Genomic DNA, 26,216 nt, shown 5'->3' with positions numbered 1-26,216 from the left:
TCGTCCGTCGATGAGGAGTTGTCACCGGTGTCCTTGAAGGAACTGCAGCAGTGGGCGAGGACGACGGAGTTCTCCGATCCCCTCAACTGGGGGGAGGTCGAGGCCCGGATCGCCGCGGAACCGCAGCCCACGGCCGAGGAGCTGGCCCTGGTCACCTCGCGGGCGCCGAAGCGGGGAGCGGGGGGCACGCTCCTGGGCTCGCTGCTGGTGGCCCCGATCCTCGTGCCCACGCTGGGTCTTCCTGTCCTGGGCCTGGCGTTCGTGCTCGCGTTCGTCGCCTTCGACAAGGAGCCGGACGGCTGGGGCATCCTGGTGCAGCTCTGCTTCGGCGGCGCCATCCTCCTGGCGCTCTTCACGGTCTACATGTGGCTGGAGTCGCGTCGCCGGGGGTGGGAGAACCTCGGGATGAGCGGCGTCATCGCCCTGACCGCCGGTGCCAGCTCGCTCCTGCTCGCCACGACCGACGAGCTCCTCACGGGCGTGTGGCCCTCCGTGGCGCTGCTGGCAGGCGTGGCGACCGGGGTGGCGCTGCTCGCCTTCGTCTTCTTCCTGGTCTTCGCCAAGTCCGCGCCGCAGTCGAGCCGCGACGAGCGCAGACGTGAGATCAGCCCCGAGGAGCACTGGTTGCGTGCTCAGCGGGGCACCGTGCTCGAGCAGCTGGTCCGGCGCGACCTCGTCAACGACGCGGACATCTCGACGATGATCACGATGCCGCCCGGCACCTGGAGCCAGCTCGAGTCGCGCCCCGACGGACGGGTCGTCCGGACCCACTGACGCGGTTGCGCTGAGTTCGCCGGTGCAACGGACCGTTGTTGGTACCCTCGCCGCCATGCGGGGGGGAAGGTCGGGAGTCAGCGCTGCGCTGGTGAGCATGGCGCTCCTGGCCGCCGGCTGTGGGGCGGACCTGCCCGCGTCGGTGATCGAGGGGTCTTCGGTCACCGTGGCGTGGTCGGAGTCCCTGACCAGCCTCAACGCCGCGACCGCCAGCGGGAGCACCCGGGGCAACCGCGAGATCGCCACGGCGACCCACGACTCCTTCGCGCGGATCGTCCGCGGTGACGTGGAGACCGACGAGACGTTCGGGTCCGTCGAGGTCGTAGACCCCGCCGCCGACTCGTTCACGGTGCGCTACGACCTCGCCGAGCGGACGTGGTCCGACGACGTGCCGCTGGACGCCGCCGACCTCGTCCTGGCCTGGGCGGCCGGGGCCGACGTGAGGGGAGAGTTCGCCTCCGTTCCGGGGGACCTGCGGCACAGCGTGGAGGTGACCGAGGTCGACGAGTCCGCCCGACGCATCGACGTGCTGTTCTCCCGACCGGTCCGCGACTGGCACACCGCGCTCGACGTGGCCGTGCCGGCCCACGTCGTGGGGAGGCTGGCCCTGGGCATCGACGACCCGATGGAGGCCAAGCTCGCGGTGACGCACGCGATCCTCGACGAGGATCGCAGCGCCCTGGCCGACATCGCCGAGGTCTGGAGCTCCGGGTTCGACCTGAGCCGTTTCGACGGGCCCCCACCGGAGGGCCTCGCGGTCGCCAGCGGCCCCTACGTGGTCACCGACCTCGAGGCCGGGGAGGCCGGCGCGGCCGGCGTCACCTTGAAGGTCAATCCGACGTACCAGGGCAGTGCGCCGCCGTCCTACGAGCGCATCGAGATCACCCCTGCTGCCGATCCCCTCGCGGTCTTCCCCGACGACGTCGACGTGCTCCAGCTGAGCCCGACCCCGGAGAACTACCTCACCGTGCGGGACCTCGGCCGTCGCGACCACCACGTCACCGAGACCCACGCCGGGCGGGTGTGGGTGCTGGCCCTGCGCGCCGACGCCGGCCCCTTCTCCGCGCCCGCAGCGCGGCGGGCGTTCCTGCGCGCGGTCACCCCCACCGACGTGCGCAGCGCGGGAGCCGGCTCCTGGAGGGCGAGCTTCGCCGCCACCCAGTCCCTGCTCTTCAGCCCGGACTCCGACGGGTACGAGATCGCGATCGAGGACGCGGGATACCGCGCCGCGTTCGAGTCCGCCACCGCCGACGCCGCGGTGGAGCGGAACCGGGCCGGGGTCGCAGCGGGCACCGGGGTCTGCACCGCCTACGACACCGACGACCCCTTCGCCGTCGGCGCGTTCCAGGGGCTCGTGAGCTCCGTGGCAGAGGCGGGGTGGCGGGTCACCGACTGCGGCCGTCCCGGGCTCGAGGCTCCCCAAGACCTCGGCTCAGGGTGGCAGGCGGTGCTCACCACCGTGCCGCTGCCGCAGACGGCCGACGACATCGCCGCCGTGTGGGGCGGCAAGAAGCCCTCGCCCCTGACCGGACTGCGCAGCAAGGCCCGACAGGGGCTGCTGCGGCAGCTCGAGAGCACGGCAGACAAGTACGACGCCCGGATGACGCAGGTCTCCGTCGAGGCGGGCCTCATCGAGGAGGCGGTCGCCCTGCCGTTGACGCCGGCGCCCGTGGTCACGGTGACGAACCGCGAGATGAGCCCCGTGCTGCCCGGCTCGGGGACGGGGACCACGCTGCTCGGCACCGTCGCCGCCTGGGGTCCGGAACGCGGTGGCGGGTGACCGGGGGCGAGGACCGGCCCCCGGGCCGGGAGACCATCGAGCTCGCCGCCGGGGGGAGCGCGGAGCTCTTCGAGCGCGACGGCGGATGGATCCTCGAGGTCGCCGGGGTCCGTCAGTCGCACGTCCAGGATGACGACGCATCCCCGGCCCTGGCGGTCACGCGCTGGATGCTGGCGGCACTGGGCCGCCACCGCTCCACGGTGGTGCACCTCGGCGGCGGACTCCTGACGCTGCCCCGTGCCCTCGCCGCCACCGAGCCAGCTGCCCGGCAGGTGGTCGTGGAGATCGAGCCGGTCTTCGCCTCGCTCGTGGAGCAGCGGTTCACGGTCCCCGACGGCGTCACCGTGCAGGTGGCGGACGCGCGCGCCTGGCTGGAGGGTGGGGGCACGTGGCCGTGGACCGCGCGGGCCTGTGACGCCGTGGTCATCGACGTCTTCGCCGGGGGCAGGATCCCCCCGGCGTTCACCTCGCGCGAGTGCTTCTCCCTCGCCCACGACCTCCTGGACGACCGCGGCGTGCTGGTCGTCAACTCGGTGGCGGGGGGAGACCTCACCTTCACCCGGCGCCAGGTCGCCACCCTGAAGGCCGAGTTCGAGCACGTGGCGGTCATCGTGCAGAACTCGTCGCTGCACGGGTTGCGGTTCGGCAACGCCGTCCTGATCGGCTCCGACGCGCCGATCGAGACCGACGCGGTCAAGGCAGCGCTCTCCGGCGATCCGTCGCGCGGTGCGCTGGTCACCGACCTCGACGGCGTCATCGGGACCGGGGAGGTGGTCGTGGACGCCGACGCCCTGTGGTCGCCGGAGCCGGACCTGCCCGATGCCGGGCCGGCGTTGCGCCTGCTGGAGCAGACCCGGTCGCTCGGGGCGCTGGTGCGCGAGTCGTTGGGCGAGTAGGGCCCCGGACGCCGCTGCGCGAGGCCTCAGGCGCGGCGTAGAGCCGTCGTGCTCGACGCGCATGACGGGGTTCTTCCGCCATGTCTCCATGGGAGCATGCGGCGTCCGACCACGCCAGGTGTTGCGCCGAAGCGGCGATTCCACCACTCATGGCGTATGGTCAATCTTGTTGAAGGGATGGTCCTCCGGGTCCGTCCTAGCCGCACTCGATGCGCGGCTTGTATCTCGTACTCCTGGTTTTCGGTTCGCTGGACATCAGCACAGGTGGATGGCTTCAGCGGCTCGAGGGCACGTTGCTCTCGGTACGGAACAAAGGAACAGATCATGGCTCAGGGCACCGTCAAGTGGTTCAACGCTGACAAGGGCTTCGGCTTCATCGCTCAGGACGGTGGCGGCGAGGACGTGTTCGTCCACTTCTCCGCCATCCAGTCGCAGGGCTACAAGTCGCTCGACGAGAACCAGAAGGTCGAGTTCGACCTCGCCCAGGGCCCCAAGGGCCCGCAGGCGGAGAACGTCACCGTCATCTGATCTCACTCGTTGGGCCCCGACCGCGCTGCGGTCGGGGCCCTTCGTGCGTCTGGGGCCGGCACGTCCGGCTCACCCCCTGACACGGACCGCGCGTGGGGCTCCCGGCCGCGTACGGTGGCCGGACCACCAGGAGGTGAGGCGGAGATGGATCGCACCGAGCCCAGGACGATCACGCTGCACGGCCACGAGTTCTCCTACGTCGACAGCGGTGCCGGCGCCCCGGTCCTCTTCATCCACGGCATCCTCGGCTCCCGCGGCCAGTGGTCGCGGCTGATCGACCGGATGGAGGACGACCAGCGGGTCATCGTCCCCGACCTCTTCGGCCACGGCGAGTCCGACAAGCCGCTGGGCGACTACTCGCTCAGCTCGCACGCGGCCACCCTGCGCGACCTCCTCGACCGGCTCGGGATCGAGCGCGTCACCCTGGTCGGTCACTCCCTGGGCGGCGGCATCGCGATGCAGTTCTACTACCTCTTCCCCGAGCGGGTGGAGCGTCTCGTCCTGGTCGCCAGCGGGGGACTGGGCCGGGAGGTCAGCCCGCTGCTGCGGGCGGCCACGCTGCCGCTGGCCGAGCAGGTGCTGGGGGTGGCCGCCTCCCGCTGGCTGCTGGGGCGGCTCGAGGAGGGCGGCCGGGCCGCACGCAAGATCGGATGGAAGCCCGGCGCCGACATCACCGCCATCTGGAAGGGCTACACCTCCCTCAACGACCGCGAGAGCCGGCGCGCCTTCCTGGCCACCACCCGCGCGGTGATCGACCTCGGCGGGCAGACCATCAGCGCCCACGACCATCTCGACGACGTCGAGCCGGTGCCCACGCTCATCGTGTGGGGCTCCCGGGACCGGATGATCCCCGCCTTCCACGCGTTGAAGGCCCAGGAGTCGGTGCCGGACTGCCGCGTCGTGCTCTTCGACGGGGCGGGTCACTTCCCGCACCTGGAGGACACCGACCGGTTCGCGGAGGTGCTGCGCGACTTCGTGGCCAGCACCGACCCGGCGCCCGTCCACCGGGCGCGTTCGGCCGGGTGACCGTGCGGCCCAGCCGCGGGAGGGACGTCCGGTGACGCAGGACCCGCGGCCCGGCCCCGTCCTGGCCCCGGCCCGCGCCGACGATCCGGAGGTGCTGGCCCTGCTGGCGGCCTACGCCGAGGAGCTCGCCGCCCGCGGCATCGTGCTCCACCAGGGCGAGGGGGGCTCCGTCTCGGCCGAGGAGATGGCGCCGCCGCACGGAGCCTTCCACCTGGTCAGCCTGGACGGGCAGCCCGTGGCGTGCGGGGGAGTGCGGCGGCTCGGCGGCGGGCTCGCGGAGGTGAAACGGATGTACGTCGCGCCCGCGGCCCGCAGGCACGGGGTGGCCCGCACCCTGCTCGGCCGGCTGGAGGCGGACGCCGCCCGGCTCGGCTGCCACGCCGTACGCCTCGACACCGGACCCGGGATGGAGCCGGCCATCGCGCTCTACCTCCGCGCGGGCTACCGCGAGATCGGCGACTACAACGGCAACCCGCACGCCGGTCACTGGTTCGAGAAGAGCCTGGCGCCCCCGTCCCCGGCTGCCTCGTAGGATGGTGCAGGCCCGCCGACAGACGCCGGGCACCCGACGATCCAGGACCCCGTGACTTCCTCGCCCTCCACCTCCCCGCCCAGCAGTCCCTCCAGCGCCCCCGCAGCCACCCGGTCGGAGACCCCGGCCCGCGCCGGCTCGCCCGAGGAGGTACGCCGTGAGGCCGCCCGCCGCCGCACCTTCGCGGTGATCAGCCACCCCGACGCCGGCAAGTCGACGCTCACCGAGGCGCTCGCCCTGCACGCCCAGGTGATCAACCAGGCGGGGGCGACGCACGGCAAGGCCGGCCGCAAGGCGACGGTCTCGGACTGGATGGAGATCGAGAAGGAGCGGGGCATCTCCATCACCTCCGCGGCCCTGCAGTTCGCCTACGAGGACCAGGTGGTCAACCTGGTGGACACCCCCGGCCACTCGGACTTCTCCGAGGACACCTACCGGGTGCTCTCCGCGGTCGACGCCGCCGTGATGCTGGTCGACGCCGCGAAGGGCCTCGAGCCGCAGACCCTGAAGCTCTTCCGGGTCTGCAAGGCGCGTGGCCTCCCGGTGATCACCGTCATCAACAAGTGGGACCGCCCCGGCCTGGACCCGCTCGCCCTGATGGAGCAGATCCAGGAGCAGATCAAGCTGGTGCCGACGCCGCTGACCTGGCCCGTCGGCATCGCCGGCGACTTCCGCGGCGTCCTCGAGCGCCGGACGGGGGAGTACGTCGCCTACACCCGGACCGCGGGCGGGGCCACCCGGGCTCCCGAGGAGCGGATGACGGCCGAGGCGGCCGCGGCCCGCGAGGGCGAGGTCTGGCAGGCGGCCGTGGACGAGTCGGAGCTGCTCTCCTCCGACGGCGCCGACCACGACCAGGAGCTCTTCCTCTCGGGCTTCACCACGCCCGTCCTCTTCGCCTCGGCGATCTCCAACTTCGGTGTCTCCAGCATCCTGCGCACGCTGATCGAGCTGGCGCCCTCGGCGGTGCCCTTCCGGCACGGCGAGGACGACGAGGAAGGACGGCCCCGGGAGATCCGTGACGTCACCGCGCCCTTCAGCGCCTTCATCTTCAAGGTCCAGGCCGGCATGAACACCCAGCACCGCGACCGGGTGGCCTTCGCCCGCGTCTGCTCCGGGGTCTTCGAGCGGGGCATGATCGTCACCCACGCCCAGACCGGGCGGCCCTTCGCGACGAAGTACGCGCAGACGCTCTTCGGGTCGGAGCGCGGGGTCCTCGACACGGCCTACCCGGGCGACATCATCGGCCTGGTCAACGCGATGACGCTGAAGATCGGGGACACGATCTACGTCGACGAGCCGGTGACGTTCCCGCCGATCGCCACCTTCGCCCCCGAGCACTTCGCCGTGGCCACGGCCAGGGACAGCGGCCGGTTCAAGCAGTTCCGCAAGGGGATCGAGCAGCTCGACTCCGAGGGCGTGGTGCAGGTGCTCCGCTCGGACCTGCGCGGTCAGCAGTCGCCGGTGCTCGCGGCGGTCGGGCCCATGCAGTTCGAGGTGGCCCAGGCGCGGATGGAGAGCGAGTTCGGGGCGTCGATCCGGCTGGAGATGCTGGGCTACACGCAGGCGCGCCGCACGGATGCCGCGTCAGCGCCGGTCTTCGCCTCGGTCCGCGGGGTCGAGGTGATGGAGCGCACCGACGGGACGCCGCTGGTGCTCGCGCCCGACAAGTGGCGGATCAGCGTGATGGAGCGCGACCACCCCGATCTCACCCTCGAGCCGCTGATCGCAGGCGACCAGTGACGAGGTCGGCGAACCGCCCGGCGTTCGCCGGGTCGATGTCGAGGTAGAGCCCGGGCTCGATCAGCTCGAGCTCGCTGACGTGCCAGGCGTCCTGCCACCGCATCATGTCGACGCGCGCGTAGGCGAGCTCGGTGTCGAGCAGCTCGCTCGCGGCCCGCACGGTCCGGGCCGCGAGCTCGGCGCGCCCGGGGTCGAGCTCGACGGCACGCGAGCTGCCGCCGTAGAGCTCGTGCACGCGGATCTCGCCACCCGCGGCGAGCTTGTCGACCTGGGAGGCCGGGACGCCGTCGAAGACGTAGACCGAGGTCTCGCCGCTGGTGCGCACCGACTCCACCAGGGGCTGGATCACCCACGGGGCGGCGATGAGCCCTTCCAGGCGGTCGTCGGCCGCGCTGTCGGCCAGCACGACCCCCACGCCGCCCGCGCCGGTCCGCGGCTTGATCACCACGGTGCCCCACCGTGCGGTGGCAGCCGTCAGGCACTCCACGAGGTCGGAGTCGTCCACCAGCTCGGTGGGGAGCACCGGCACGTGCCTCCCGAGCTCGACCAGGTAGGCCTTGTCGGCGTTCCAGGAGAAGACCTCGGGACCGTTGAGCAGAGGCGTCGTCCTGGCGACCTCCCGCGCCCACGACAGGAACTCCGGGCACCGCCGGTGGTAGTCCCAGGTGGACCTGACGGCCACCAGGTCGGCGGAGGCCCAGTCGACCTCGGGGTCGTCCCAGGCCGCCCAGGCGGCCGCCACGCCGCGCTCGGCGAGGGCCCGCAGCAGCAGGTGACCGCCGTGCTCGCCGTCGGGGAGGATGCGGAAGGTGGCGAGGAGGACGCGGGTCACCCACGGGAGCCTACGACGTGGGTCACCCCCCGGCCAGCGGGTTCCGCCGGCCGGGTCCGGGTCAGCGGCGGCGCCTGCGCAGCGCGTCGGTGAGCAGCGCGACCATCGCCTCGACCTGGATGTCGGCCGACGCGGTGACCTCCTCGTCGGAGCCGTCCAGGGCGCGGGCCGCGAGGCCCGCCTTGGAGTCGATCAGCTCGGCGATCCGGGTGTCGATGGTCTGCGCGGCGATGATCCGCCAGGCCGTCACCGGCTCCTCCTGCCCGATGCGGTGCACCCGGTCGATCGCCTGGGTCTGCTCGGCGTCGGTCCAGGAGAGCTCGGCGAGCACCACGTTGGAGGCGACCTGCAGGTTGAGGCCGACACCGGCGGCGGTCAGCGAGCAGACCACGACGGCGACCTCGGGGTCGTTGACGAAGGAGTCGATCGCGGCCTCGCGCGCCTTCGGCGTCTGGTTGCCCCGGATCGAGGAGTAGCGGATCCCGCGCTGGGCGAAGAGCTCCTCGCAGGCGTCCATCACGTCCACGTGCTTGGCGAAGACGACGACCTTGCCGACGCTGCGCGCCAGCTGGGCGGCGTAGTCGGCGGCCAGTGGCGCCTTGGCCGTGCCGATGCGGCGGATCATCGAGAAGACGTTCTCGCCCGAGGCGTTGTCGTCGGTCTCGTCGCGCTCCCACTCCGCGACGCGGCGCACCAGCTCCTCGTCGATGCCCGCGCTGCGCTTGTCGGCGTCCCGGGCGGCCATCACCCGGTCGTAGCGCTCCACCAGCCGGCGGGCCAGCTCGCGCTCGGCCGCCCGGATCGAGCGGCCTGCCTCGTCGTCGAGCTCCACCGGGATGTCGGCGATGCGGCGGGCCGGGATGTCGGCGGCCACGTCGACCTTGCGACGCCGCACGATGCCCATGTCGACCACGGCGCGCCGGGCGGCCGGGTAGAACGCCTTGTCCTCGGGCGTCAGGCCGGTCTCCTCCAGGCGGGCCATCAGCTCCGGGAGCGGCTTCTTCTCGTCGATCCACCCGAGGAACTGCCAGATGGAGGTGAAGTCCTCGATGTCGTTGATCAGCGGGGTGCCGGTCAGCGCCATCAGCAGGGGGCGCACCGTCCGCTCCCGGATCCGCTCGGAGAGCTGCAGCACGTGCTGGGAGCGCTGGGACTTGCGGTTCTTGATGAAGTGGGCCTCGTCGACGACCATGCCCTTGAAGCCCAGGTCGCCCAGCCACCCGACGTGCCGGTCCAGCACCTCGTAGTTGACCACCACGATGTCGGCGAAGCCGTCGATGTCGTGGCCGTCGCCGTGGATGACGGTGGCCTTGTGCCGCGGCACCCAGCGCTGGGCCTCGCGGGCCCAGTTGGTCTTCACCACGTTGGGGACGACGACCAGGAGCGGGAAGGCGTTGGCGGCCTGCGCGGCCAGCAGGGCCTGCGCGGTCTTGCCCAGACCGGGCTCGTCGGCCAGCAGGAAGGTCCGGTGACCGTCCTTGACGGAGGCGACCAGCTGCGCCTGGTGGCGCATCATCTCCAGGCCGTCGCGGGTGCGGCGGTCCCGCGGGTCCGGCATCTCCAGGCAGGCCGGGGCGCCGTTGGCGATCTCGAAGGAGCGCAGCAGCGGGCCGATCAGCTCCCAGTTGGCGAGCCGGTGGGTGCGCGGCTCCATCCGCTTGGCGACGCCCTCGAAGTCGGGGACCTGGAAGGGGTTGGCCAGCTGCCGGGCGATGACCGACTGCGGCACGACCCGGCGCTCGGTCACCGCGGGCGCGTCGCCCGCGGTCGCCTCCGGCGGCTCCTCCTCGACGACCTCGAGGCCACCGGCCTCGAGCATCTTGCGACGCAGGGTGCGCGCGGACTCGGTGACCTCGGCGTCCTCGGCGAGCAGGGCGAGCAGGGTGGTGTCGCGGGCGGCGGTCTTGGCCAGGATGGTCGCGACCCCGTCGAGCCGCTTCAGCTGCTCGGCCTTCTGGGCCTCGGTCGAGTCGGCGTCGACCTTGACCCGGGCGCGCTCCTCGCGCACCAGCAGCGCCACCACCTGGAAGCGGGTGCGCGCGGAGGGGGAGACGCGGCCGCGCTGCGCCTCGGCCTCGATCTCTCGCACGGCGCGGGCGAGCACCGGGATGAGCCCGTCGTTGTCGAGTCGTCGGGGGGCGCGTCGTGGACGCTTGCTGCCGCGGGTGCGCGATGCGGACTTGGTCTGGCCGGACAAGTTCCTCCTCGTCGGTGCCGCGTGGCCTCCCACTGCCGGCACCGGACCGTGGTCTCGGTTCGGCACGACCCGTGAGCGAGGTCCGACTCCAGCAGACCCGAGAGGGCCGGCTGGTGATCCGCCCGGAGGAGCGAGGCGCAGAGGCGGTGCTGCTGACGAAAGACTCCGGGGCCGTGCTGGCGTCATCGTAGCGCGCCGCCCACCCATCTCGCAGCCCTGGTCCGCGCAGGGTGCGCGCGCGGCGCCGGTGGGCACGGGCGACGCCGTCGTCGCGTCGTAGCATCCGGCCCATGACCAGCGAGTTCGACCACGCCATCGCCCTCTCCGCCAACCCCGCCGGGGGCTACGACGCCGTGCTGCAGGAGGGGTGGCACATCGGCGGCGGCATCAACGGGGGCATCCTGCTCTCCACCGCGGCGGAGGCGATCCGGCGCGAGCTGCCCGCCAAGCCCGACCCGCTCGTGGTCAGCGCCCACTACCTCGGCCCCTCGGTGGCCGGCCCCGCCCACATCGCCACCCGGGTCGTCCGGGAGGGCGGCACGGTGGGCACCGCGGAGGCCACCCTCCTCCAGGACGGTGCCCCCAAGATCGCGGTGCTGGCGACGTACGGCGACCTGTCACGGCTCGAGGGCGAGGTCCGCACCAGCGTGGAGCCCTTCGAGATGCCCGACCGGGACCAGTGCTTCTCCGCCGACCTCAACCCCGGTGCGGCCCCGCCGTTCATGGGGCGCTTCGACATGCTCTTCGACCCCGCCAGCGTCGGCTGGGCGCTGGGGGAGCCGAGCGGCGTCGGCGAGATCCGCGCCTGGCTGCGGCTCAAGGACGGTCGGGAGGCCGACCCGCTGGTGCTGCTCACCATGGTCGACTCGCTGCCGCCGGTCGTCTTCGACCTCGGCTACCGCGGCTGGGCCCCCACCCTGGAGCTGACCGCCCACGTCCGTGCCCGTCCGGCCCCGGGCTGGCTGAAGGTGCGCGCCTGGACCACCAACGTCGCCGGCGGCCTCTTCGAGGAGGACTGCGAGGTCTGGGACTCCACCGGGCGGCTCGTCGCGCAGTCGCGCCAGCTGGCGATGACGCCGCGGCAGCGCTGAGGCCGGCTCAGTCGAACCAGGAGCGCCGCAGCGAGACCAGCCACCGGCGCCGGGGGTGCTCGGTGACCGACCAGAGCCGGTCGGTGGAGGGCCAGTAGGCCAGGTCCTCGGGGCCCATCGGGAGGGCCCAGCGGTGCCGGCGCAGGTCGCCCGGCGCGCCGGTGTAGACCGACCCCGGGACCCACGGACCGTGGGAGACGCTGACGTGGAGGCGGTCGCGTGCCGTCACCGCCCCCTGCATCCCGGGCACCCCGCCCTCGTGGAGTGCCGGGCGGGAGAGCCCCTCGTCGTCGGTCGCCGGCAGCCACGTCCGGGGATCCAGCTCGAGCCGCGCCAGGCGGGTGGTCTGCCGGCCCCGCCCGTACTCCCCGGCGAGCAGGGCGGGTGGTGAGGAGGCCCGGTCCAGCGAGAGGAAGGAGTAGCGCAGCCTCTCGTGCCCCTCGTCGGCGTACGCCTGGTGGGCGAAGCGGACCGGGAGGACGTAGTGGTGCCCGAAGGAGGCGGCGCGGTCGCCGGTGAGGCCGATCTCGTCGGGGCGCTCGTTGTCGCCGGCCACCCGCATCAGGTCGTCGACGCGGAAGGTGAGGAAGCCCCGTCCGGTGGCGGCCACGTGCAGGTAGGGCCCGGCCCAGACGATCCCGCCGGCGTGGATGCGGACCCCCGACAGGGTCAGCTCACCGTGCTCGTCGAAGCGGGCGTCGACCAGCAGCACGTGGCGGTAGCGGAGCGTGTCGAGGTCGAGGAAGGTCAGCCGGGAGCCCCGCTGGATGCCGTGGGTGGGCTTGGCATACCAGGTGGTGACCAGCACCTGCCGCCCCGCGACGACCTCGTCGTCGCTGGCGTCGGCCGAGGTGGTGACCCCCTGGGGCCACCAGGTGCGGTCCCGCTGGTCGTAGGAGTCGAACGCGAGGGCCCGCTCCACCGCCCGGCCCAGCAGACGCCCCACCAGGGAGCTCCGCGCCTGGTACTTCAGGTCGCCGAGCAGGTCCTCGAGCCCCGCGCGCCCGCCGAGCCGGGCGGCGAGCGCGTCGATCTCCGCGACGTGCTCCTCGGTCCTCCGGAGGTGGACCCCACTCACGGCACGGTCATCGGCTGGTCGCTCCATGACGGCCACCGTAGTCTCAGGCGCGTGACCCAGACCTCCGAGAGCACCCCGCCCACGCCCCGACGCAGCACCCAGGTGCGGATGGCCGCGCGCCCGGTCGGCGAGCCCGACGACTCGGTCTTCGAGCTCGTGGAGTCCGACCTGCCCGAGCCGGCCGACGGCCAGGTGGTGCTGCGCACCGTCTACCTCTCCCTGGACCCCTACATGCGGGGCCGGATGAGCGACGCCAAGTCCTACGCGGCCTCCTGGCAGGTCGGCGACGTCATGCAGGGTGCGACGGTGTGCGAGGTCGTGGAGTCCCGTTCGGAGCGACGCGCGGTGGGCGACCTGGTGCTCGCCTACACCGGCTGGCAGACCTACGCCGTCGCGGACGCGCGCCACATGCGCTCCCTCGACCCGGACGCCGCGCCGATCTCGACCGCGGTCGGCGTGCTCGGGATGCCCGGGTTCACCGCGTACGCCGGTCTGTTGCAGATCGGCCGCCCGCAGCCCGGCGAGACCGTCGTGGTCGCCGCCGCCACGGGCCCCGTGGGCTCCGCGGTGGGCCAGATCGCCCGGGTCAAGGGTGCGCGGGCCGTGGGCATCGCGGGCGGGGCGGAGAAGTGCCGGGCGCTGCTGGAGGAGTTCGGCTTCGACGCCGCCGTCGACCACCGCTCGCCCACCTTCCGCGAGGAGCTCGAGGCTGCGACCCCCGACGGCATCGACGTCTACTTCGAGAACGTCGGCGGTCACGTCTTCGAGGCGGTCTCGCGCCGGCTCAACAAGTTCGCCCGGATCCCGGTCTGCGGGCTGGTGGCCAACTACAACGCCACCGCCGCTCCCGAGGGGCCCGACCAGCTCCCGGGGTTCATGGGCCGGGTCCTGAGCCTCAGCCTGACCGTCCGCGGCTTCATCCAGGACGAGTTCCTCGCCGCCCACGAGGCCGACTTCCGGCGCGAGATGGCCGCCTGGATCGCCGACGGATCGGTGCGCTACCGCGAGGACGTCACCCGCGGCCTGGAGAACGCCCCCGAGGCGTTCCGCGGCCTGCTGGCCGGCCGCAACTTCGGCAAGGTGCTCGTCCAGGTCGGCGACGACCCGACGCGGACGTGAGCGCCGTGGGGCCCTCGCGCAGGCAGGTGGTGGGTGCAGCCCTCGTGCGGCAGGGCCGGGTCCTGGCCGCACGGCGCACCTCGCCGCCGGCCGCCGCCGGCCGCTGGGAGTTCCCCGGCGGCAAGGTCGAGCCCGGGGAGGAGCCGGCCGACGCGCTGGTCAGGGAGGTCGCCGAGGAGCTCGGCTGCCGGGTCGAGGTCGTCGGCTGGCTCGCCGGCTCCGCGGCCGTCGGCGAGACCCACGAGCTGAGCGTCGCGGTCGCCGGGCTGCCTGCCGGCGAGCCGGAGCCGGTGGCCTCCGAGCACGACGCGCTGCGGTGGCTGGGGGCAGACGAGCTCGGCACGGTCGACTGGCTCGAGCCCGACCGCCCGTTCCTCGAGGAGCTGCGCGGCCTCCTCCGCAGCCCGGCAGGGGAGCGGGGCGCCTCGTGACCCGGGCGATCTTCTTCGACGAGGACGACGCCCGCGCCGCGCTCGCCCGGTTGCTGCGCGACGGCTGGGAGGCCCGGATGGAGCGCGAGATGCTCGCCGGCGAGGACGACGACGAGGACCACCCGTGGGCGGTGCTGAGCGACGCGCCGGACCTCGTGGTGGAGCTGCTCGTCGAGGAGTACGACGGCTGGCTCGACGAGCCGGAGCCGGCTGCGCCCCCCGTGCCGCCGCTCGACCTGCCCACGGCCCCGAAGCGGGTGAAGCGACAGGACCTGCTCGGCGATGGGCCTGCGGACTAGGCTTCCGACCATGATCTCCCAGCCCGAGCAGCGGCTCCTGCTCGTCCACGCCCACCCCGACGACGAGTCGATCGGCAACGGCGCGACCATGGCGAAGTACGTCGCCGAGGGGCGCGGCGTCACCCTGGTGACCTGCACCGCGGGGGAGCAGGGCGAGATCCTCGTGCCGGAGCTCGAGCACCTGGCCGCCGATCGCGACGACGGGCTGGGCGAGCACCGCCGGGGCGAGATGGCGGAGGCCATGAAGGCGCTCGGCGTCACCGACCACCGCTGGCTCGGTGGCTTCGGGACCTACCGCGACTCCGGCATGAAGTGGCACCCCGACGGCCACGCGATCCCCGCCGACGACATCCACGCCAACGCCTTCTGGCGCGCCGACCTCACCGAGGCCGCCGACCACCTGGTCGCGGTGATCCGTGAGGTCCGGCCGCAGGTGCTGGTCACCTACGACCAGTTCGGCGGCTACGGGCACCCCGACCACATCCAGGCCCACCGGGTGGCGACCTACGGCGCCGCCCTGGCGGCGGTCCCCTCCTACCGGCGCGACCTCGGCGAGGCCCACGACATCGCCAAGATCTACTGGACCGCGATGTCGGAGTCCCGGATGCGGGCCGGCCTCAGGTCGCTCCGCGAAGCCGGGGACACCACGACGTTCGAGGGGATGGACCCCGACGGCCCGCTGCCGCACTTCGTCAGCCCCGACGAGGACCTCACGGCGGGCGTGGACGCCTCCGACTTCGTCGAGGCCAAGCTGGCCGCCCTGGCCGCCCACGCCACCCAGATCACCACCGACGGGCCGTTCTTCGCGCTCTCCAACAACGTCGGTTCGGCCGCCTGGGGCGTGGAGTTCTACCGGATCGCCAAGGGCACCCCGGGCCCGGTGGGACCGGACGGGCTCGAGACCGACCTCTTCGCCGGTCTGTGATCGCGCTCCGGGTCGCCGCCGCCCTCCTGCTCCTGGTGGTCGGTGCCGGCTCGGGGCTCGCCGCGGTCCTGGTCCACGGCCGGTGGTGGGGGGTGCCCCTGGGCCTCTGCGCCCTGGTGGCGGTGCTGCTGGCCCTGCCCCCCGGCTGGTGGTCGCGGCTGCCCTTCGCGGCGGGGTGGGTGGCGGCCCTGGGATGGGCGATCGTCCCCCGGCCGGAGGGCGACTTCCTGATCGCCTCCACCGCCCAGGGCTACCTGGTGATCGGCAGCGGGCTCCTCGCCGCCGTCTGGGCGATCGGCACGCTGCCGCGGCGCCACGGGCGCCCGCGGGACAGCGCCGTGCGGGGAGAACTGGGCCCGGCCTCCTAGACTCGCCGGGTGTCCAAGACCAACGCCGCGCCTCAAGACGTCGCTGACCGGCCCGACGAGAAGGCCGGTGGCCGCGTCGTCGTCCTGGTCCTCCTGGGCCTGGTGCTCCTCGCGGGGAGTGCCTACGCCGTCGCTCACCTCGTGGCGGGCGACAAGGTCCCCCGTGGGACGACCGTCTCGGGCGTCGACATCGGCGGCCACCCCCAGTCGGAGGCCGCCGCCGTGCTGGAGCGCGGCCTCGCGGGCCGGGCGGAGGCGCCGCTGACCCTGGTGGTGGACGGCGAGGAGCGCCCGGTCGCCCCGTCCGACGCCGGGCTCTCGGTGGACTACGCCGCCTCGGTGGCGGAGGCGGGGGGCGAGGAGTCCTGGTCGCCGGCCCGCCTCTGGGACTACTTCACCGGGGGGGACGACCTCGAGGCCGTGGTCGTGGTGGACGAGCCCACGATGGAGGGCTTCCTGCAGGGAGTGCAGGAGGAGGTCGGGGTCGCGCCGGTCGAGGGAAGGGTGCGACTCGTGGACGGCGAGGTGCGCACCCGCGAACCGCGGATCGGTCAGGGGATCGACCCGGCGGCGGTCCGCGACGCGCTCGTCGGCGCCTACCTCTCCGAGGAGTCCCGCGCCGAGGCCGAGCTCACCGACCTGGAGCCCGAGATCGACGAGGCTGACGTGCAGCAGGCGCTCACCTCGTTCGCCAACGCCGCCGTCTCCGGCCCGGTCACCCTGACGCTGGACGGGTCGGTGACGACGCTCACCCCCGCTCAGTACAGTCCCGCGCTCTCGCTGCAGCCCGTCGACGGCGCGCTGGAGCCGACGCTGGACGAGGAGAAGCTGGGCGCGGTCCTCGACGAGACCCTCAACAGCGAGGGCGGTCCGGTCGACGCCACCGTGGCGCTGGTCGACGGAAGCCCCCAGGTCATCCCGGACAAGCCGGGAGCCAGCTACGACCAGGCCGAGATCGACGCCGCCTTCCTCGACCTCGTCGCCGCGCCGTCCGGGGAGCGCAACCTCGACGTGACCGCGACGGTCGCCGAGGCGGAGTTCAAGACCGCGGACGCCGAGGCGCTCGGCATCAAGGAGAAGGTCTCCTCCTTCTCCACCTACTTCCCGCACGCCGACTACCGCAACGTCAACCTGAGCCGGGCCGCCGAGCTGATCGACGGCACGGTGCTCAAGCCCGGGGAGACCTTCTCGCTCAACGACACCGTCGGTGAGCGCACCCGGGCCAACGGGTTCACCGAGGGCTTCATCATCGCGGACGGGATCTTCAAGGAGGAGCTCGGTGGCGGCGTCTCCCAGATGGCCACCACCCTCTTCAACGCGATGTTCTTCGCCGGGCTCGAGGACGTCGAGCACAAGCCGCACTCCTTCTACATCGACCGCTACCCGGTGGGCCGGGAGGCGACGGTGGCGTGGGGCGCGATCGACCTGCGGTTCCGCAACGACACCGACTACGGCGTGCTGATCGACGCCAAGGTCACCCCGAGCAGCCCCGCGGGTCAGGGCACGGTGACGGTGAGCATGTGGTCGACGAAGGTCTGGGACATCAAGTCCTCGACCAGCGACCGCTACGCCTTCACCCAGCCCGAGACCCGCACCCTGGACACCCCGGACTGCTACCCCAACTCGGGCTACGGCGGGTTCACGGTCGACGTGAAGCGGTTCTTCCGCCGTCCCGGCAGTGACAAGGTGGAGAGGACCGAGACCTTCACCACCACCTACACCCCGTCCGACTCGGTGGTCTGCACGCCTCCCAAGGGGGACTGACCCCGCCGCCCGCGGCGTCTCGTACCCTCGGGAGGCGATGAGCCAGCCGACTTCGCCGCCCCGCCCGGGACCACCCCGCTGGTCCTACCGACCCGAGCTCGACGGGATGCGTGCCTTCGGCGCCCTCGTCATCATCTTCTTCCACGCCCAGGTGACCGGGTTCTCCGCCAGCTTCATCGTGCTGGACATGTTCTTCGTGCTCTCGGGCTTCGTCGTCACCCACGTGGTGCTCGGCGAGGTGGACGCGACGGGGCGGCTCAGGCTGGGCGCCTACTACGCGCGCCGGGTGCGCCGGCTGCTCCCCGCCGCGCTGGCGACCATCGTGGCGACCAGCGGTTTCTTCCTGCTCATCGCCTCGCAGCCCGAGCGGCTGGCCCTGGTCCGGCAGGCGCAGTCGGCGCTGCTCTACCTGGCGAACTGGAAGTTCATCGCCGACGACGCCGACTACTTCGCCGGAGACATCCGGGAGTCGCCGTTCATGCACTTCTGGTCACTCTCGGTCGAGGAGCAGTACTACATCTTCTTCCCGCTGCTGGTGATCGCCTGGTACCGGTGGGGGAGGAGCCGCCCGCGACTGCTCCTCGGCCTCTGCGGTGCCCTGATGGCCGCCTCCACGACCGCCCAGGTGCTGTTTGCGCGGGTCGACCCGATGCGGGCCTACTTCGGCACCGACACCCGGCTCTTCCAGCTGCTCGCCGGGGTGGTGCTCGCGGTCGCGCTGCGCGAGTACGCGGCCTCCCGCGACGAGGAGAACCGGGTGACCTGGCCCCGCGCGGGCCGGGTGCTGGTGGCGGCGGGCGCGCTGGGGTTCGTCGTCTTCGGCACCGAGCTGGTCCCGCTGTCGGTGAGCACCCGCAACCTCGTCGCGACCGTCGTCTCGGCCGCCCTGATCGCCGGTGCCTACACCGCGCCGAGCGCGCCGGTGGCGCGGTTCCTGGCGCTGCCGACGATGGCCCACCTGGGCAGGATCTCCTACGGCATGTACCTGTGGCACTGGCCGATCATCGTGGTGCTGGAGCGGTTCCTCGAGGCGCCCGCTGTCGTGGTGGCCGTCCTCACCGTGCCGCTCACCATCGGACTGGCCTCGGTCTCCCACCAGTTCCTGGAGTCGCCCATCCGGAGCGGACGCCGTCTCGACCGTCACCACTGGCCGGTGGTCACCACGGGCCTGGCGCTCAGCGTGGTCGCCGCGGTCGTCGTCGTCCCGCCGGTGCTCACCAGCGGGCGGGCGCCGCTGACGGCCTCCGCCCAGTCGGCCGCGGCCGCCGTGGTCTCCCAGCGCGCCCAGGACGGCGACCAGCTCGCCGAGCAGCTGCAGCAGCCGGTCCCGAAGGGGCTCGACTTCCAGCGGATCGGCAGGGACCGAGGCCCCGCGGTCACCCGCTGCGGGCCCGAGGACCCCAGCGAGTGCCTGGTCGTGGACGGCGACGGGCCGCACGTGGTCCTCGTCGGGGACAGCCACGCCCGGATGCTCACCCCCGCCCTCACCGCGCTGGCGCGCGAGCGGGGGCTGCGGCTCTCGGCCAACGTCGTCCCCGCCTGCCCCTGGCCGCACGGGCTGGTCAGCGGCAAGGCCCGGGGCAACAACCGCGACCGGTGCCTGGAGTCGCGCCGGGGGTTCTACACCCGCACCCTGCCCCGGATGGACGCCGACGTGGTGCTGCTCGTCAACGCACCGCGGGGCGAGGGTGTCGGGGAGGCGCTGGTCGACTACGAGGGCCGGGAGGTCCCGGTGCCGGGGGCCTTCGGCGGGGCGGTCGACGACACCGTCAGGCTGGTCGAGCAGGCCGGCGCCAAGGCGATCATGGTCAAGGCCATCATGGGCACCGAGGGCTGGGGCCCCGGCCGCTCCGACCCGCTCGACTGCCTGGCCCGGGCGCGGACCCAGGGTGAGTGCGTCGTCGTCCCGCCCCAGGACCGCCCGCTCTCCGACAGCTACTACCGGGTGGCGGCCGGCGCCAGCGCGGCGGCGGCCACCGTCGACCTCAACCCCGTCGTCTGCCCCGACCACCCCACCTGCCGCCCGATCATCGACGGGCAGGTGGTGTGGCGCAACGGCGACCACGTGACCGCGACCTACCTGGAGCAGCACCGCGACGAGATCTGGCAGGCGCTGCGGGGCACCGGGTTCCTCAGCGACTGAGGGGGAGAGCCGGGTCAGCCCCGGTCCGGGCCGGCCAGGTAGGTCATCTCGTGGTGCACCGTGAAGCCGAGGGACTCGTAGAGGGCCAGGGCGCCCGCGTTGTCGGTCTCGACGTGGAGCCAGGCCGTGGTCGTGCCCTGCTCGGCGCCCCACTCCAGGAGCTCGGCCAGGACCCTGGTGCCTGCGCCACGGCGACGGTGGGCAGGCTCCACGCGGAGCCGGTGCAGCCCGAGCCAGTCCCCGTCGCGCGCCGCCGCGCCGCGCGCGACCGCATCGCCGGCGCCGGCGCTTGCGGTGACGCGCTCGCCGTCCTCCTCCAGGCTCACCGGGAACGACCCGGCGGCCGCGCGGCAGGCCCGCAGCGCCCGTGCCGTGGAGGCGAGCATCAGGTAGGCCGCTGAGCCGGGGACCGGCTGCCAGCCGGCGGCGAGCAGTGCGGCGTGCGGCGCCGAGCCCGGTTCGGTGTGGGCCAGCGCCGGTCGTCCGCGCGTCGCGTAGAACTCCTGCGCGACCTCGGCGGCGCGCGGCAGCGGCAGGCCCGGGTCGCCGAGGGCGAGGCACGAGTTGGCCCGCTTGAGCAGGCGTCCCGTGGGGGAGGGGTCGCTGCGCAGCACCCACTCGCCCAGCGGCTCGACCTCCAGCCCGGCCCACAGGGAGGTGGTGTGCAGCTCGGCGTCGCGCACCCCCACCCGCAGGCGCACCGGGGGCCGGGGCGGCACCGGCTTGCCGGAGACGATGGTGGCGACCTCGATGGTCACCACGGTGCCGTCCTCCCGCTCGACCTGGCACCGCCCGCCCTCCCAGGAGCGGCAGGTCCCGAGGACGTCGGTGAAGGCGGGGCCGCCGGTGGGACCGGTCTCACCCGGGAGCAGACGCCGCACCACCACCCGCCGCCCGACGACGTGCGGCCCGAGCATGTGTGACCCCGGCCTCGGCGCCGCCGGATCGGAGGCGCCCATCTGGTGGGGTTCCGGGGGCGAAGTCACCCAGGGATACTAGGCTGAGCGCAGCCCATCCGCTCCAGAGCCCAGGAGGACCCGGTGACCTACGTCATCGCCCAGCCGTGTGTCGACGTCAAGGACCGCGCGTGCGTCGACGAGTGTCCTGTCGACTGCATCTACGAGGGCAAGCGGATGCTCTACATCCACCCCGACGAGTGCGTCGACTGCGGCGCCTGCGAGCCGGTCTGCCCGGTCGAGGCCATCTTCTACGAGGACGACACCCCGGAGGAGTGGAAGGACTACTACGACGCCAACGTCAACTTCTTCGACGACCTCGGCTCGCCCGGCGGTGCGGCCAAGATGGGCGTCATCGACAAGGACCACCCGATGATCGCGGCGCTCGAGCCGCAGAACCAGAACCACTGAGACCGGTGGCCCGGGTCTCGGGCCGGCTCCCGGACTTCCCCTGGGACCACCTCGCCCAGCACGCGGCGACCGCGCGCGCCCACCCCGACGGGATCGTCGACCTCTCGGTCGGCACTCCCGTCGACCCGACTCCCGAGGTTGCCCAGCGGGCGCTCGCCGCGGCCGCCGACGCGCCGGGCTACCCGGTGACCGTCGGCCGTGTCGAGACCCGTCAGGCGGTGGTGGACTGGCTCGGCAGGCGCTTCGGCGTCTCCGGCCTCGGGGTCGACGCGGTGCTGCCGGCGGTGGGGTCCAAGGAGCTGATCGGCTCCCTCGCGCTGCACCTCGGTGTCGGCCCCGGCGACCTGGTGGTCCAGCCGGCGCTGGCCTACCCGACCTACGAGGTGGGCGCGGCGCTGGTGGGCGCCGAGGTCATGGCGACCGACAGCCTCACCGCGATCGGTCCCCGCACCCCCAGGCTGCTGTGGCTCAACAGCCCCTCCAACCCGACCGGGCGGGTGCTCCCGGTGGAGCACCTCAAGAAGGTCGTCGACTGGTGCCGTGAGCGCGGGACCCTGCTGGTCTCCGACGAGTGCTACCTCGAGTGCGGCTGGGACGCCGACCACCCGCCGGTCAGCGTGCTCCACCCCGACGTCTGCGGCGGCAGCCACGAGGGGATCCTGACCGTCCACTCGCTCTCCAAGCGGTCCAACCTGGCGGGCTACCGGTGCGCGTTCGTCGCCGGCGACCCCGCGGTGGTGGCCGAGCTGCTCGCGGTCCGCAAGAACCTGGGCCTGCAGATGCCCGAGCCGCAGCAGCGGGTGATGGAGGCGGTGCTCGCCGACGACGAGCACGTCGCGGAGCAGCACGCCAGGTATGCCGTGCGCCGGGCCGCGCTGCGCGGCGCGCTCGAGCAGGCGGGCTTCCGCATCGACCACAGCGAGGCCAGCCTCTACCTGTGGGCCACCCGGGACGAGGACTGCTGGGAGACCGTCTCGTGGTTCGCCGAGCGCGGCATCCTGGTGGCACCGGGCACCTTCTACGGCGCCGCCGGTGACCGCCACGTGCGGGTGGCCTTCACCGCCACCGACGAGCGCGTCGAAGCGGCGGCCGAGCGCCTGCACTGAACGAGGCACCCGCATCCGGTGCTCCGGCCCGCCGGAGCACCGGTCAGCCGAAGACGTCGACGTGCACGTGGTCGCGGTGCTCCAGGATCGCCACGTCGCCGCGCGAGGAGCCGGGCACCCGGTAGTCGCGCCAGCCCTGGTCGGAACGCCGGGCCTGCCAGATCCGGTCGTCGAAGATGACCGTCTGCACCTGGAGCCGGGCCGCGTGCGCCACCAGGTAGTGGGCCAGCGCCCAGCCGCGGCGCCGGTTGTCGTCGTTCACCGGGCGGAAGAAGACGTCGAGGGCCCGGCCCTCGTAGTGGGTGGAGCCGGCCATGTGCCCCTCGCGGACGCCGCCGGGGGCGAAGCCGCCGAGCTGCTGAGGCCCGAAGGCGCCCTCCACGGCCAGCCGGACCCGCTCCGCCCGGCGGGTCAGGCCGGAGTCGACGAGGGCGGCCGACCCCGTCTCGACGCCGTCGTCGACCGTGCAGCTCCACGCCTCCGGTGAGTTCCCGGTCAGCGCCGAGGCCAGCACCCGGGCGTCCTCCTCGTGGTCGGCGTAGGCGTCCGGGTAGGCCGAGCGCTGCACCGTCTGGGCCGCGACGGTGACCTCCATCGACCGGTAGTCGCCGATCCGCTCCAGGGCGTCGTAGAAGGCGTGGGTCGAGAAGACGGGGTCGAGCACCTGGTCCTCGGTGCCCCAGCCCTGTGACGGCCGCTGCTGGAAGAGCCCCAGCGAGTCACGGTCGCCGTACTCGATGTTGAGGATCTTCGACTCCTGGTAGGCGGTGGCCAGCGCGATCGTGGCGGCCCGCGCCGGCATCCCGCGCTGCACCGAGACGGCCGCGATCAGGGAGGCGTTCTCGGCCTGCTCGTGGGAGAGGGTGACGGAGCGGCCGTCGACCTCCGCCACGCACTCGTCGCGGCTCAGCAGCGGTCCGACGCCGCGGTCGAAGACGACGCCGATGCCCAGGAAGAGACCCAGGGCGACGACCGCGGCGAGGACCCAGCGCCAGGCGCGGGCGCCGCCTCCCGTGCCCCCGCGTGCTCGGCGCGCCACGCGGTCAGTCGTTGGCGTGGAGCGCGTGGTTGAGCGCGATGCCCTGACCCTTCCACGGCACGGCCTCGATCGCGCCGGAGACCGAGTTGCGGCGGAAGAGGACGTTGCTCGCCCCCGACAGCTCGGACGCCTTCACCACCCGCGAGGTGTCGCCCTCGAGCACGGTGACCTTGGTGCCGGCGGTGACGTAGCAGCCGGCCTCGACCACGCAGTCGTCGCCCAGCGAGATGCCGATCCCGGCGTTGGCGCCCAGCAGGCAGCGCTCGCCGACCGAGATGACCTCGGTGCCGCCGCCGGAGAGGGTGCCCATGATCGAGGCACCGCCGCCGATGTCGGAGCCGTCACCGACCACGACGCCGGCCGAGATCCGGCCCTCGACCATCGAGGCGCCGAGGGTGCCGGCGTTGTAGTTGACGAAGCCCTCGTGCATCACCGTCGTCCCGCTGGCCAGGTGGGCGCCGAGGCGGACCCGGTCGGCGTCCGCGATGCGCACCCCGCTGGGCACCAGGTAGTCCACCATCCGCGGGAACTTGTCGACGCCGAAGACGGTCACGTGCTGGCCGGCGGCGCGCAGCCGGGCGCGGACCGTCTCGAAGCCCTCGACGCGGCACGGGCCGGCAGAGGTCCACACCACGTTGGCGAGGAGGCCGAAGACGCCGTCCATCGAGATGCTGCGGGGCGTGACCAGGCGCGCGGAGAGCAGGTGGAGCCGCAGCCAGACGTCCTGGGCGCTGGCGGGGGCGGCCGAGAGGTCGGCGATCTCGACCAGCTCGACGCGGCGCGAGACGCCGCGGAGCTCGTCGGAGCCCTCCAGGCCGGCGAGCTCCTCGGGTGCCCCGCCGTCGGCCGAGCCGAGGGCGGGCCGGGGGAACCAGACGTCGAGGACGGTGTCGGAGGAGTCGCGCGAGACGAGGCCGTAGCCCCACGCGGCGGAGTCGGAGGTCGCAGTCGAGGTCACCCGCCGAACTCTACGGGGGCGCTCGATACCCTCGGGCACGTGTCTCCTGCCTTGTCCTACGCCGTCGCCGGCTTCCTCGGCCTGGTCGCCGTCCTCGCCCTCGTCGCCCTCCGGCTCCCCGGGCTCGACCCGATCGTGCGGCGCTTCATGGTCGCCGCGCACGGCGCGACGGCCGTCGTGGTGCTGCTCGACGTGATCACCCTGCTGCAGGGTCACGAGGTGGCGTCCCCAGTGACCCACATCGGCTACGCGGTCGCCGCCGTGGGCCTCCCGGTCATCCTGCTGAACCGCCGGCCGCTCGTCGACGAGGCGGAGGGCGAGCTGGAGGGTGGGAAGGGCGAGGAGCCGGCGGAGCCGGAGCTGCCGCACCTCGGCGTGGTGGCGGTGACCGCGGCCGCGATGGTGGTCCTCGTCATCCGGTTGCAGCTGACGTGGTGACCCCGGCCGGGCGGCAGCTGCCCGCCCGCCGCCGCGCGGTGGGCCAGGTGCTGATCGCGGCGTACGCCGTCTTCGCGGTGGCCGCCGGCGCCCGGTCGTTCGCCCAGATCGTGACCAAGCTGGACGAGGCTCCCGCCGCCTACCTGCTCTCCGCGGTGGCCGCGGTGGTCTACCTGGTCGCCACCCTGGCGTTCCGCCGCCCGGGGCGCCCGGCGTTCCGGGTGGCGCTCGCCGCCTGCCTCTTCGAGCTGGTCGGGGTGCTGGGCGTAGGCCTGTGGACGTTCCTGGATCCCGGCCTCTTCGCCGACGAGACGGTCTGGTCCCACTTCGGGCAGGGCTACGGCTTCGTCCCGCTCGTGCTGCCGTTCGTGGGGCTGGCCTGGCTCAAGCACGTGGAGCCGGAGACGCGCCCCGGGCACTGACGCGGGCGAACCTTCCGCCCATGTCAGTTCCGCCCAGGCGCCCTGTGCCGCCGTTGCATCCCGCGAGCCTTCGGGTCAAGATGTGCGCCATGTCACTTGGGGGAGAGCGCACGCACGCACCTGCACGCGGAGGTCGGGCGGGGGTGACCCTCCTGATCCTGCTCCTGGCCGCGTCGGCCGGGTTCACCGCCGGAACAGGCGGTGCGGCAGCCGCCGGACCGGGGGCCGGCGGGTCCGGGGACGGTGCGGTGCTCAAGCTCCAGACCGCGACGCTGACGACCCACGGGGCGGGGCTGCCGCTCGCGGGCACACCGGCCGGCCGACAGCTGGTCGAGGCGACCGTGCGGACCGAGGTCTTCGGCATGCAGGCCGGGGACCCGACGTACTTCCCCGAGGTCGCTGTGCGACTCGCCGGCCCCCCGGCGACCGTGGACGACGACGACGCGCGCCTCTTTGTGGCCTTCGGCCACCGTGGGGCGGGCGGGGGGTGCGAGCCCAGCGGGCACCTCCAGCGCAAGCACACATCGGGCCGGCAGGGCAGCAGCTATCTCTTCACCGGCTACACGCCCGACTCCTGGAACGGCACCCCCGACCGGCCATGGGAGTGCGTGGTCGTCCTGCTCGGGTCCCTGGACGGGGCGACGGTCTACGACGGCATGTCCGGCGACCTGGTCGACAGCTTCGAGGCCCCCGCGGTCGAGCTCGGCGAGGTCGAGCTGCTGGGCGAGAAGCAGCGGCGGCTGAGGCTCGTCCGGGGGGCGTGGACGACGGTCGAGGTGGGGCTGCGCAACACGGGCTCGATCGGGACCCTTCCGTTCGAGGTCGGCGGGTCGGGCAAGGGGATCGAGGTCCGCAAGGTCGCCGTCGAAGGAGTGGGCGACGGGTCGGAGACGACGGTCCGCCTCAAGGTCAGGCTGAAGGGTGGCAAGAAGGTCGGCCCGTTGACGCTGACCGCACGAGGACCCGGCGTGGACGCCACCCGGAGGATCAGGGTCAAGGCCGTGGCACCCCCGCCGAGGCCGAAGGCGGGGCGCTACCGCAGCTCCGACGGCCGGGTCGGCTTCAGCATCCGCAACGGGCGCGTCGTCGGATGGACCGGCACCATGCAGACCCGGTGCGGCGGCTACGGGAGCATCCCGCAGTACACCCAGAACACCTACGACTTCCCGAAGAAGGTGAAGGTCCCGCGCAACGGCATCGTGGACGCCTCCGCCTCGGGCCAGGCCGCCGGGAGCAAGTGGAGTGTCTCCCTCCGGATGCTGGTCAAGGGCTCGAAGGCGACCCGCGGCCAGTTCCACTACGGCACGGCCGGCCCCTGCACCGCCAGCGTCGGCTTTACCGCGAAGCGGGTCGGCCGCTGAGC

At 73.2% G+C, this 26,216-nt stretch carries 26 protein-coding genes; 20 read left to right on the top strand and 6 right to left on the bottom strand.

Annotated elements, in window-relative coordinates; genetic code table 11:
- Nucleotides 1-27: 27 nt before the first annotated feature.
- The 7 genes from AC3X7R_RS00535 to AC3X7R_RS00505 all read left to right on the top strand — a co-directional run bounded on the left by AC3X7R_RS00535 (nucleotide 28) and on the right by AC3X7R_RS00505 (nucleotide 7,276).
- The gene (locus tag AC3X7R_RS00535) at nucleotides 28-774 is read left to right on the top strand and encodes a hypothetical protein (protein WP_489963588.1); all 747 of its coding nucleotides are present in this window, start codon (nucleotides 28-30) and stop codon (nucleotides 772-774) included.
- A gap of 55 nt (nucleotides 775-829) precedes the next feature.
- On the top strand, nucleotides 830-2,554 hold the full coding sequence (locus AC3X7R_RS00530) for an ABC transporter substrate-binding protein (RefSeq protein WP_489963587.1): 1,725 nt from the start codon (nucleotides 830-832) through the stop codon (nucleotides 2,552-2,554).
- Complete coding sequence (locus AC3X7R_RS00525; RefSeq protein ID WP_489963586.1) at nucleotides 2,551-3,450, top strand: spermidine synthase; 900 nt, start codon at nucleotides 2,551-2,553, stop codon at nucleotides 3,448-3,450. Before AC3X7R_RS00530 ends, AC3X7R_RS00525 begins: the two co-directional genes overlap by 4 nt.
- A 324-nt stretch (nucleotides 3,451-3,774) precedes the next feature.
- The gene (locus AC3X7R_RS00520; protein WP_489963585.1) at nucleotides 3,775-3,978 is read left to right on the top strand and encodes a cold-shock protein; all 204 of its coding nucleotides are present in this window, start codon (nucleotides 3,775-3,777) and stop codon (nucleotides 3,976-3,978) included.
- Nucleotides 3,979-4,122: 144 nt separating this feature from the next.
- Nucleotides 4,123-5,004: an alpha/beta fold hydrolase gene (locus AC3X7R_RS00515; protein ID WP_489963584.1), complete on the top strand. Its 882-nt coding sequence runs from the start codon at nucleotides 4,123-4,125 to the stop codon at nucleotides 5,002-5,004.
- A 31-nt stretch (nucleotides 5,005-5,035) separates the two neighbouring features.
- Complete coding sequence (locus AC3X7R_RS00510) at nucleotides 5,036-5,536, top strand: GNAT family N-acetyltransferase (protein WP_489963583.1); 501 nt, start codon at nucleotides 5,036-5,038, stop codon at nucleotides 5,534-5,536.
- Nucleotides 5,537-5,587: 51 nt separating this feature from the next.
- Nucleotides 5,588-7,276, top strand: coding sequence for a peptide chain release factor 3 (locus AC3X7R_RS00505; RefSeq protein WP_489963582.1), 1,689 nt, complete (start codon nucleotides 5,588-5,590; stop codon nucleotides 7,274-7,276).
- Here AC3X7R_RS00505 and AC3X7R_RS00500 read toward each other — a convergent pair.
- Nucleotides 7,242-8,108: an ATP-grasp domain-containing protein gene (locus AC3X7R_RS00500; RefSeq protein ID WP_489963581.1), complete on the bottom strand. Its 867-nt coding sequence runs from the start codon at nucleotides 8,106-8,108 to the stop codon at nucleotides 7,242-7,244. The two genes, AC3X7R_RS00505 and AC3X7R_RS00500, sit on opposite strands and share 35 nt — an antisense overlap.
- 61 nt (nucleotides 8,109-8,169) lie before the next feature.
- Nucleotides 8,170-10,305, bottom strand: a complete 2,136-nt coding sequence (locus tag AC3X7R_RS00495) for a DEAD/DEAH box helicase (RefSeq protein WP_489963580.1) — start codon at nucleotides 10,303-10,305, stop codon at nucleotides 8,170-8,172.
- A gap of 290 nt (nucleotides 10,306-10,595) precedes the next feature.
- Between AC3X7R_RS00495 and AC3X7R_RS00490 the strand changes: the two genes are divergently transcribed.
- Complete coding sequence (locus AC3X7R_RS00490; RefSeq protein WP_489963579.1) at nucleotides 10,596-11,396, top strand: thioesterase family protein; 801 nt, start codon at nucleotides 10,596-10,598, stop codon at nucleotides 11,394-11,396.
- Nucleotides 11,397-11,403: 7 nt separating this feature from the next.
- On the opposite strand, the gene AC3X7R_RS00485 is transcribed toward AC3X7R_RS00490, so the two are convergent.
- Nucleotides 11,404-12,474, bottom strand: coding sequence for a hypothetical protein (locus tag AC3X7R_RS00485; RefSeq protein ID WP_489963578.1), 1,071 nt, complete (start codon nucleotides 12,472-12,474; stop codon nucleotides 11,404-11,406).
- Nucleotides 12,475-12,525: 51 nt separating this feature from the next.
- On the opposite strand from AC3X7R_RS00485, the gene AC3X7R_RS00480 reads away from it, so the two are divergent.
- Genes AC3X7R_RS00480 through AC3X7R_RS00450 form a run of 7 tightly spaced genes read left to right on the top strand, consistent with a single transcriptional unit; the run spans nucleotide 12,526 to nucleotide 19,523 of the window.
- Nucleotides 12,526-13,593: an NADP-dependent oxidoreductase gene (locus tag AC3X7R_RS00480; RefSeq protein WP_489963577.1), complete on the top strand. Its 1,068-nt coding sequence runs from the start codon at nucleotides 12,526-12,528 to the stop codon at nucleotides 13,591-13,593.
- Nucleotides 13,590-14,024, top strand: coding sequence for a (deoxy)nucleoside triphosphate pyrophosphohydrolase (locus AC3X7R_RS00475; RefSeq protein ID WP_489963576.1), 435 nt, complete (start codon nucleotides 13,590-13,592; stop codon nucleotides 14,022-14,024). Before AC3X7R_RS00480 ends, AC3X7R_RS00475 begins: the two co-directional genes overlap by 4 nt.
- Nucleotides 14,021-14,323: a hypothetical protein gene (locus tag AC3X7R_RS00470; RefSeq protein ID WP_489963575.1), complete on the top strand. Its 303-nt coding sequence runs from the start codon at nucleotides 14,021-14,023 to the stop codon at nucleotides 14,321-14,323. Before AC3X7R_RS00475 ends, AC3X7R_RS00470 begins: the two co-directional genes overlap by 4 nt.
- 10 nt (nucleotides 14,324-14,333) lie before the next feature.
- Nucleotides 14,334-15,248, top strand: a complete 915-nt coding sequence (mshB, locus tag AC3X7R_RS00465) for an N-acetyl-1-D-myo-inositol-2-amino-2-deoxy-alpha-D-glucopyranoside deacetylase (RefSeq protein ID WP_489963574.1) — start codon at nucleotides 14,334-14,336, stop codon at nucleotides 15,246-15,248.
- Nucleotides 15,245-15,616, top strand: coding sequence for a hypothetical protein (locus AC3X7R_RS00460; RefSeq protein WP_489963573.1), 372 nt, complete (start codon nucleotides 15,245-15,247; stop codon nucleotides 15,614-15,616). The genes mshB and AC3X7R_RS00460 overlap by 4 nt, the downstream gene beginning before the upstream one ends.
- A gap of 9 nt (nucleotides 15,617-15,625) precedes the next feature.
- Nucleotides 15,626-17,380 carry a VanW family protein gene (locus tag AC3X7R_RS00455; RefSeq protein ID WP_489963572.1) on the top strand — a complete coding sequence of 585 codons (1,755 nt, stop codon included), beginning with the start codon at nucleotides 15,626-15,628 and terminating at the stop codon, nucleotides 17,378-17,380.
- Nucleotides 17,381-17,417: 37 nt separating this feature from the next.
- Nucleotides 17,418-19,523 carry an acyltransferase family protein gene (locus AC3X7R_RS00450; protein ID WP_489963571.1) on the top strand — a complete coding sequence of 702 codons (2,106 nt, stop codon included), beginning with the start codon at nucleotides 17,418-17,420 and terminating at the stop codon, nucleotides 19,521-19,523.
- 14 nt (nucleotides 19,524-19,537) lie between these two features.
- Here the strand turns inward: AC3X7R_RS00450 and AC3X7R_RS00445 are convergent, their stop codons facing one another.
- Complete coding sequence (locus tag AC3X7R_RS00445; RefSeq protein WP_489963570.1) at nucleotides 19,538-20,509, bottom strand: GNAT family N-acetyltransferase; 972 nt, start codon at nucleotides 20,507-20,509, stop codon at nucleotides 19,538-19,540.
- Between the two features lie 54 nt (nucleotides 20,510-20,563).
- Between AC3X7R_RS00445 and fdxA the strand changes: the two genes are divergently transcribed.
- On the top strand, nucleotides 20,564-20,890 hold the full coding sequence (fdxA, locus tag AC3X7R_RS00440; RefSeq protein WP_489963569.1) for a ferredoxin: 327 nt from the start codon (nucleotides 20,564-20,566) through the stop codon (nucleotides 20,888-20,890).
- Nucleotides 20,891-20,895: 5 nt separating this feature from the next.
- The gene (gene dapC, locus AC3X7R_RS00435; RefSeq protein WP_489963568.1) at nucleotides 20,896-21,996 is read left to right on the top strand and encodes a succinyldiaminopimelate transaminase; all 1,101 of its coding nucleotides are present in this window, start codon (nucleotides 20,896-20,898) and stop codon (nucleotides 21,994-21,996) included.
- 43 nt (nucleotides 21,997-22,039) lie between these two features.
- On the opposite strand, the gene AC3X7R_RS00430 is transcribed toward dapC, so the two are convergent.
- Both AC3X7R_RS00430 and dapD read right to left on the bottom strand, forming a co-directional pair.
- On the bottom strand, nucleotides 22,040-23,035 hold the full coding sequence (locus AC3X7R_RS00430; protein WP_489963567.1) for a VldE C-terminal domain-containing protein: 996 nt from the start codon (nucleotides 23,033-23,035) through the stop codon (nucleotides 22,040-22,042).
- Between the two features lie 4 nt (nucleotides 23,036-23,039).
- On the bottom strand, nucleotides 23,040-23,993 hold the full coding sequence (gene dapD, locus AC3X7R_RS00425; protein ID WP_489963566.1) for a 2,3,4,5-tetrahydropyridine-2,6-dicarboxylate N-succinyltransferase: 954 nt from the start codon (nucleotides 23,991-23,993) through the stop codon (nucleotides 23,040-23,042).
- A 39-nt stretch (nucleotides 23,994-24,032) separates the two neighbouring features.
- Here dapD and AC3X7R_RS00420 point away from each other — a divergent pair, with 39 nt between their 5' ends.
- The 3 genes from AC3X7R_RS00420 (at nucleotide 24,033) to AC3X7R_RS00410 (ending at nucleotide 26,214) form a co-directional block, all read left to right on the top strand.
- Nucleotides 24,033-24,431, top strand: a complete 399-nt coding sequence (locus AC3X7R_RS00420; protein WP_489963565.1) for a hypothetical protein — start codon at nucleotides 24,033-24,035, stop codon at nucleotides 24,429-24,431.
- Nucleotides 24,425-24,853 carry a hypothetical protein gene (locus AC3X7R_RS00415; protein ID WP_489963564.1) on the top strand — a complete coding sequence of 143 codons (429 nt, stop codon included), beginning with the start codon at nucleotides 24,425-24,427 and terminating at the stop codon, nucleotides 24,851-24,853. The genes AC3X7R_RS00420 and AC3X7R_RS00415 overlap by 7 nt, the downstream gene beginning before the upstream one ends.
- 143 nt (nucleotides 24,854-24,996) lie before the next feature.
- Entirely contained in the window at nucleotides 24,997-26,214 is a 1,218-nt protein-coding gene (locus AC3X7R_RS00410; protein WP_489963563.1) for a hypothetical protein, read from the top strand.
- The last annotated feature ends 2 nt before the right edge of the window (nucleotides 26,215-26,216 follow it).

The organism is Nocardioides sp. Z22_16 (assembly GCF_058134365.1).
The sequence above is the reverse complement of the archived record's forward strand: the minus strand, read 5'-3'. Positions and strand labels throughout refer to the sequence as shown.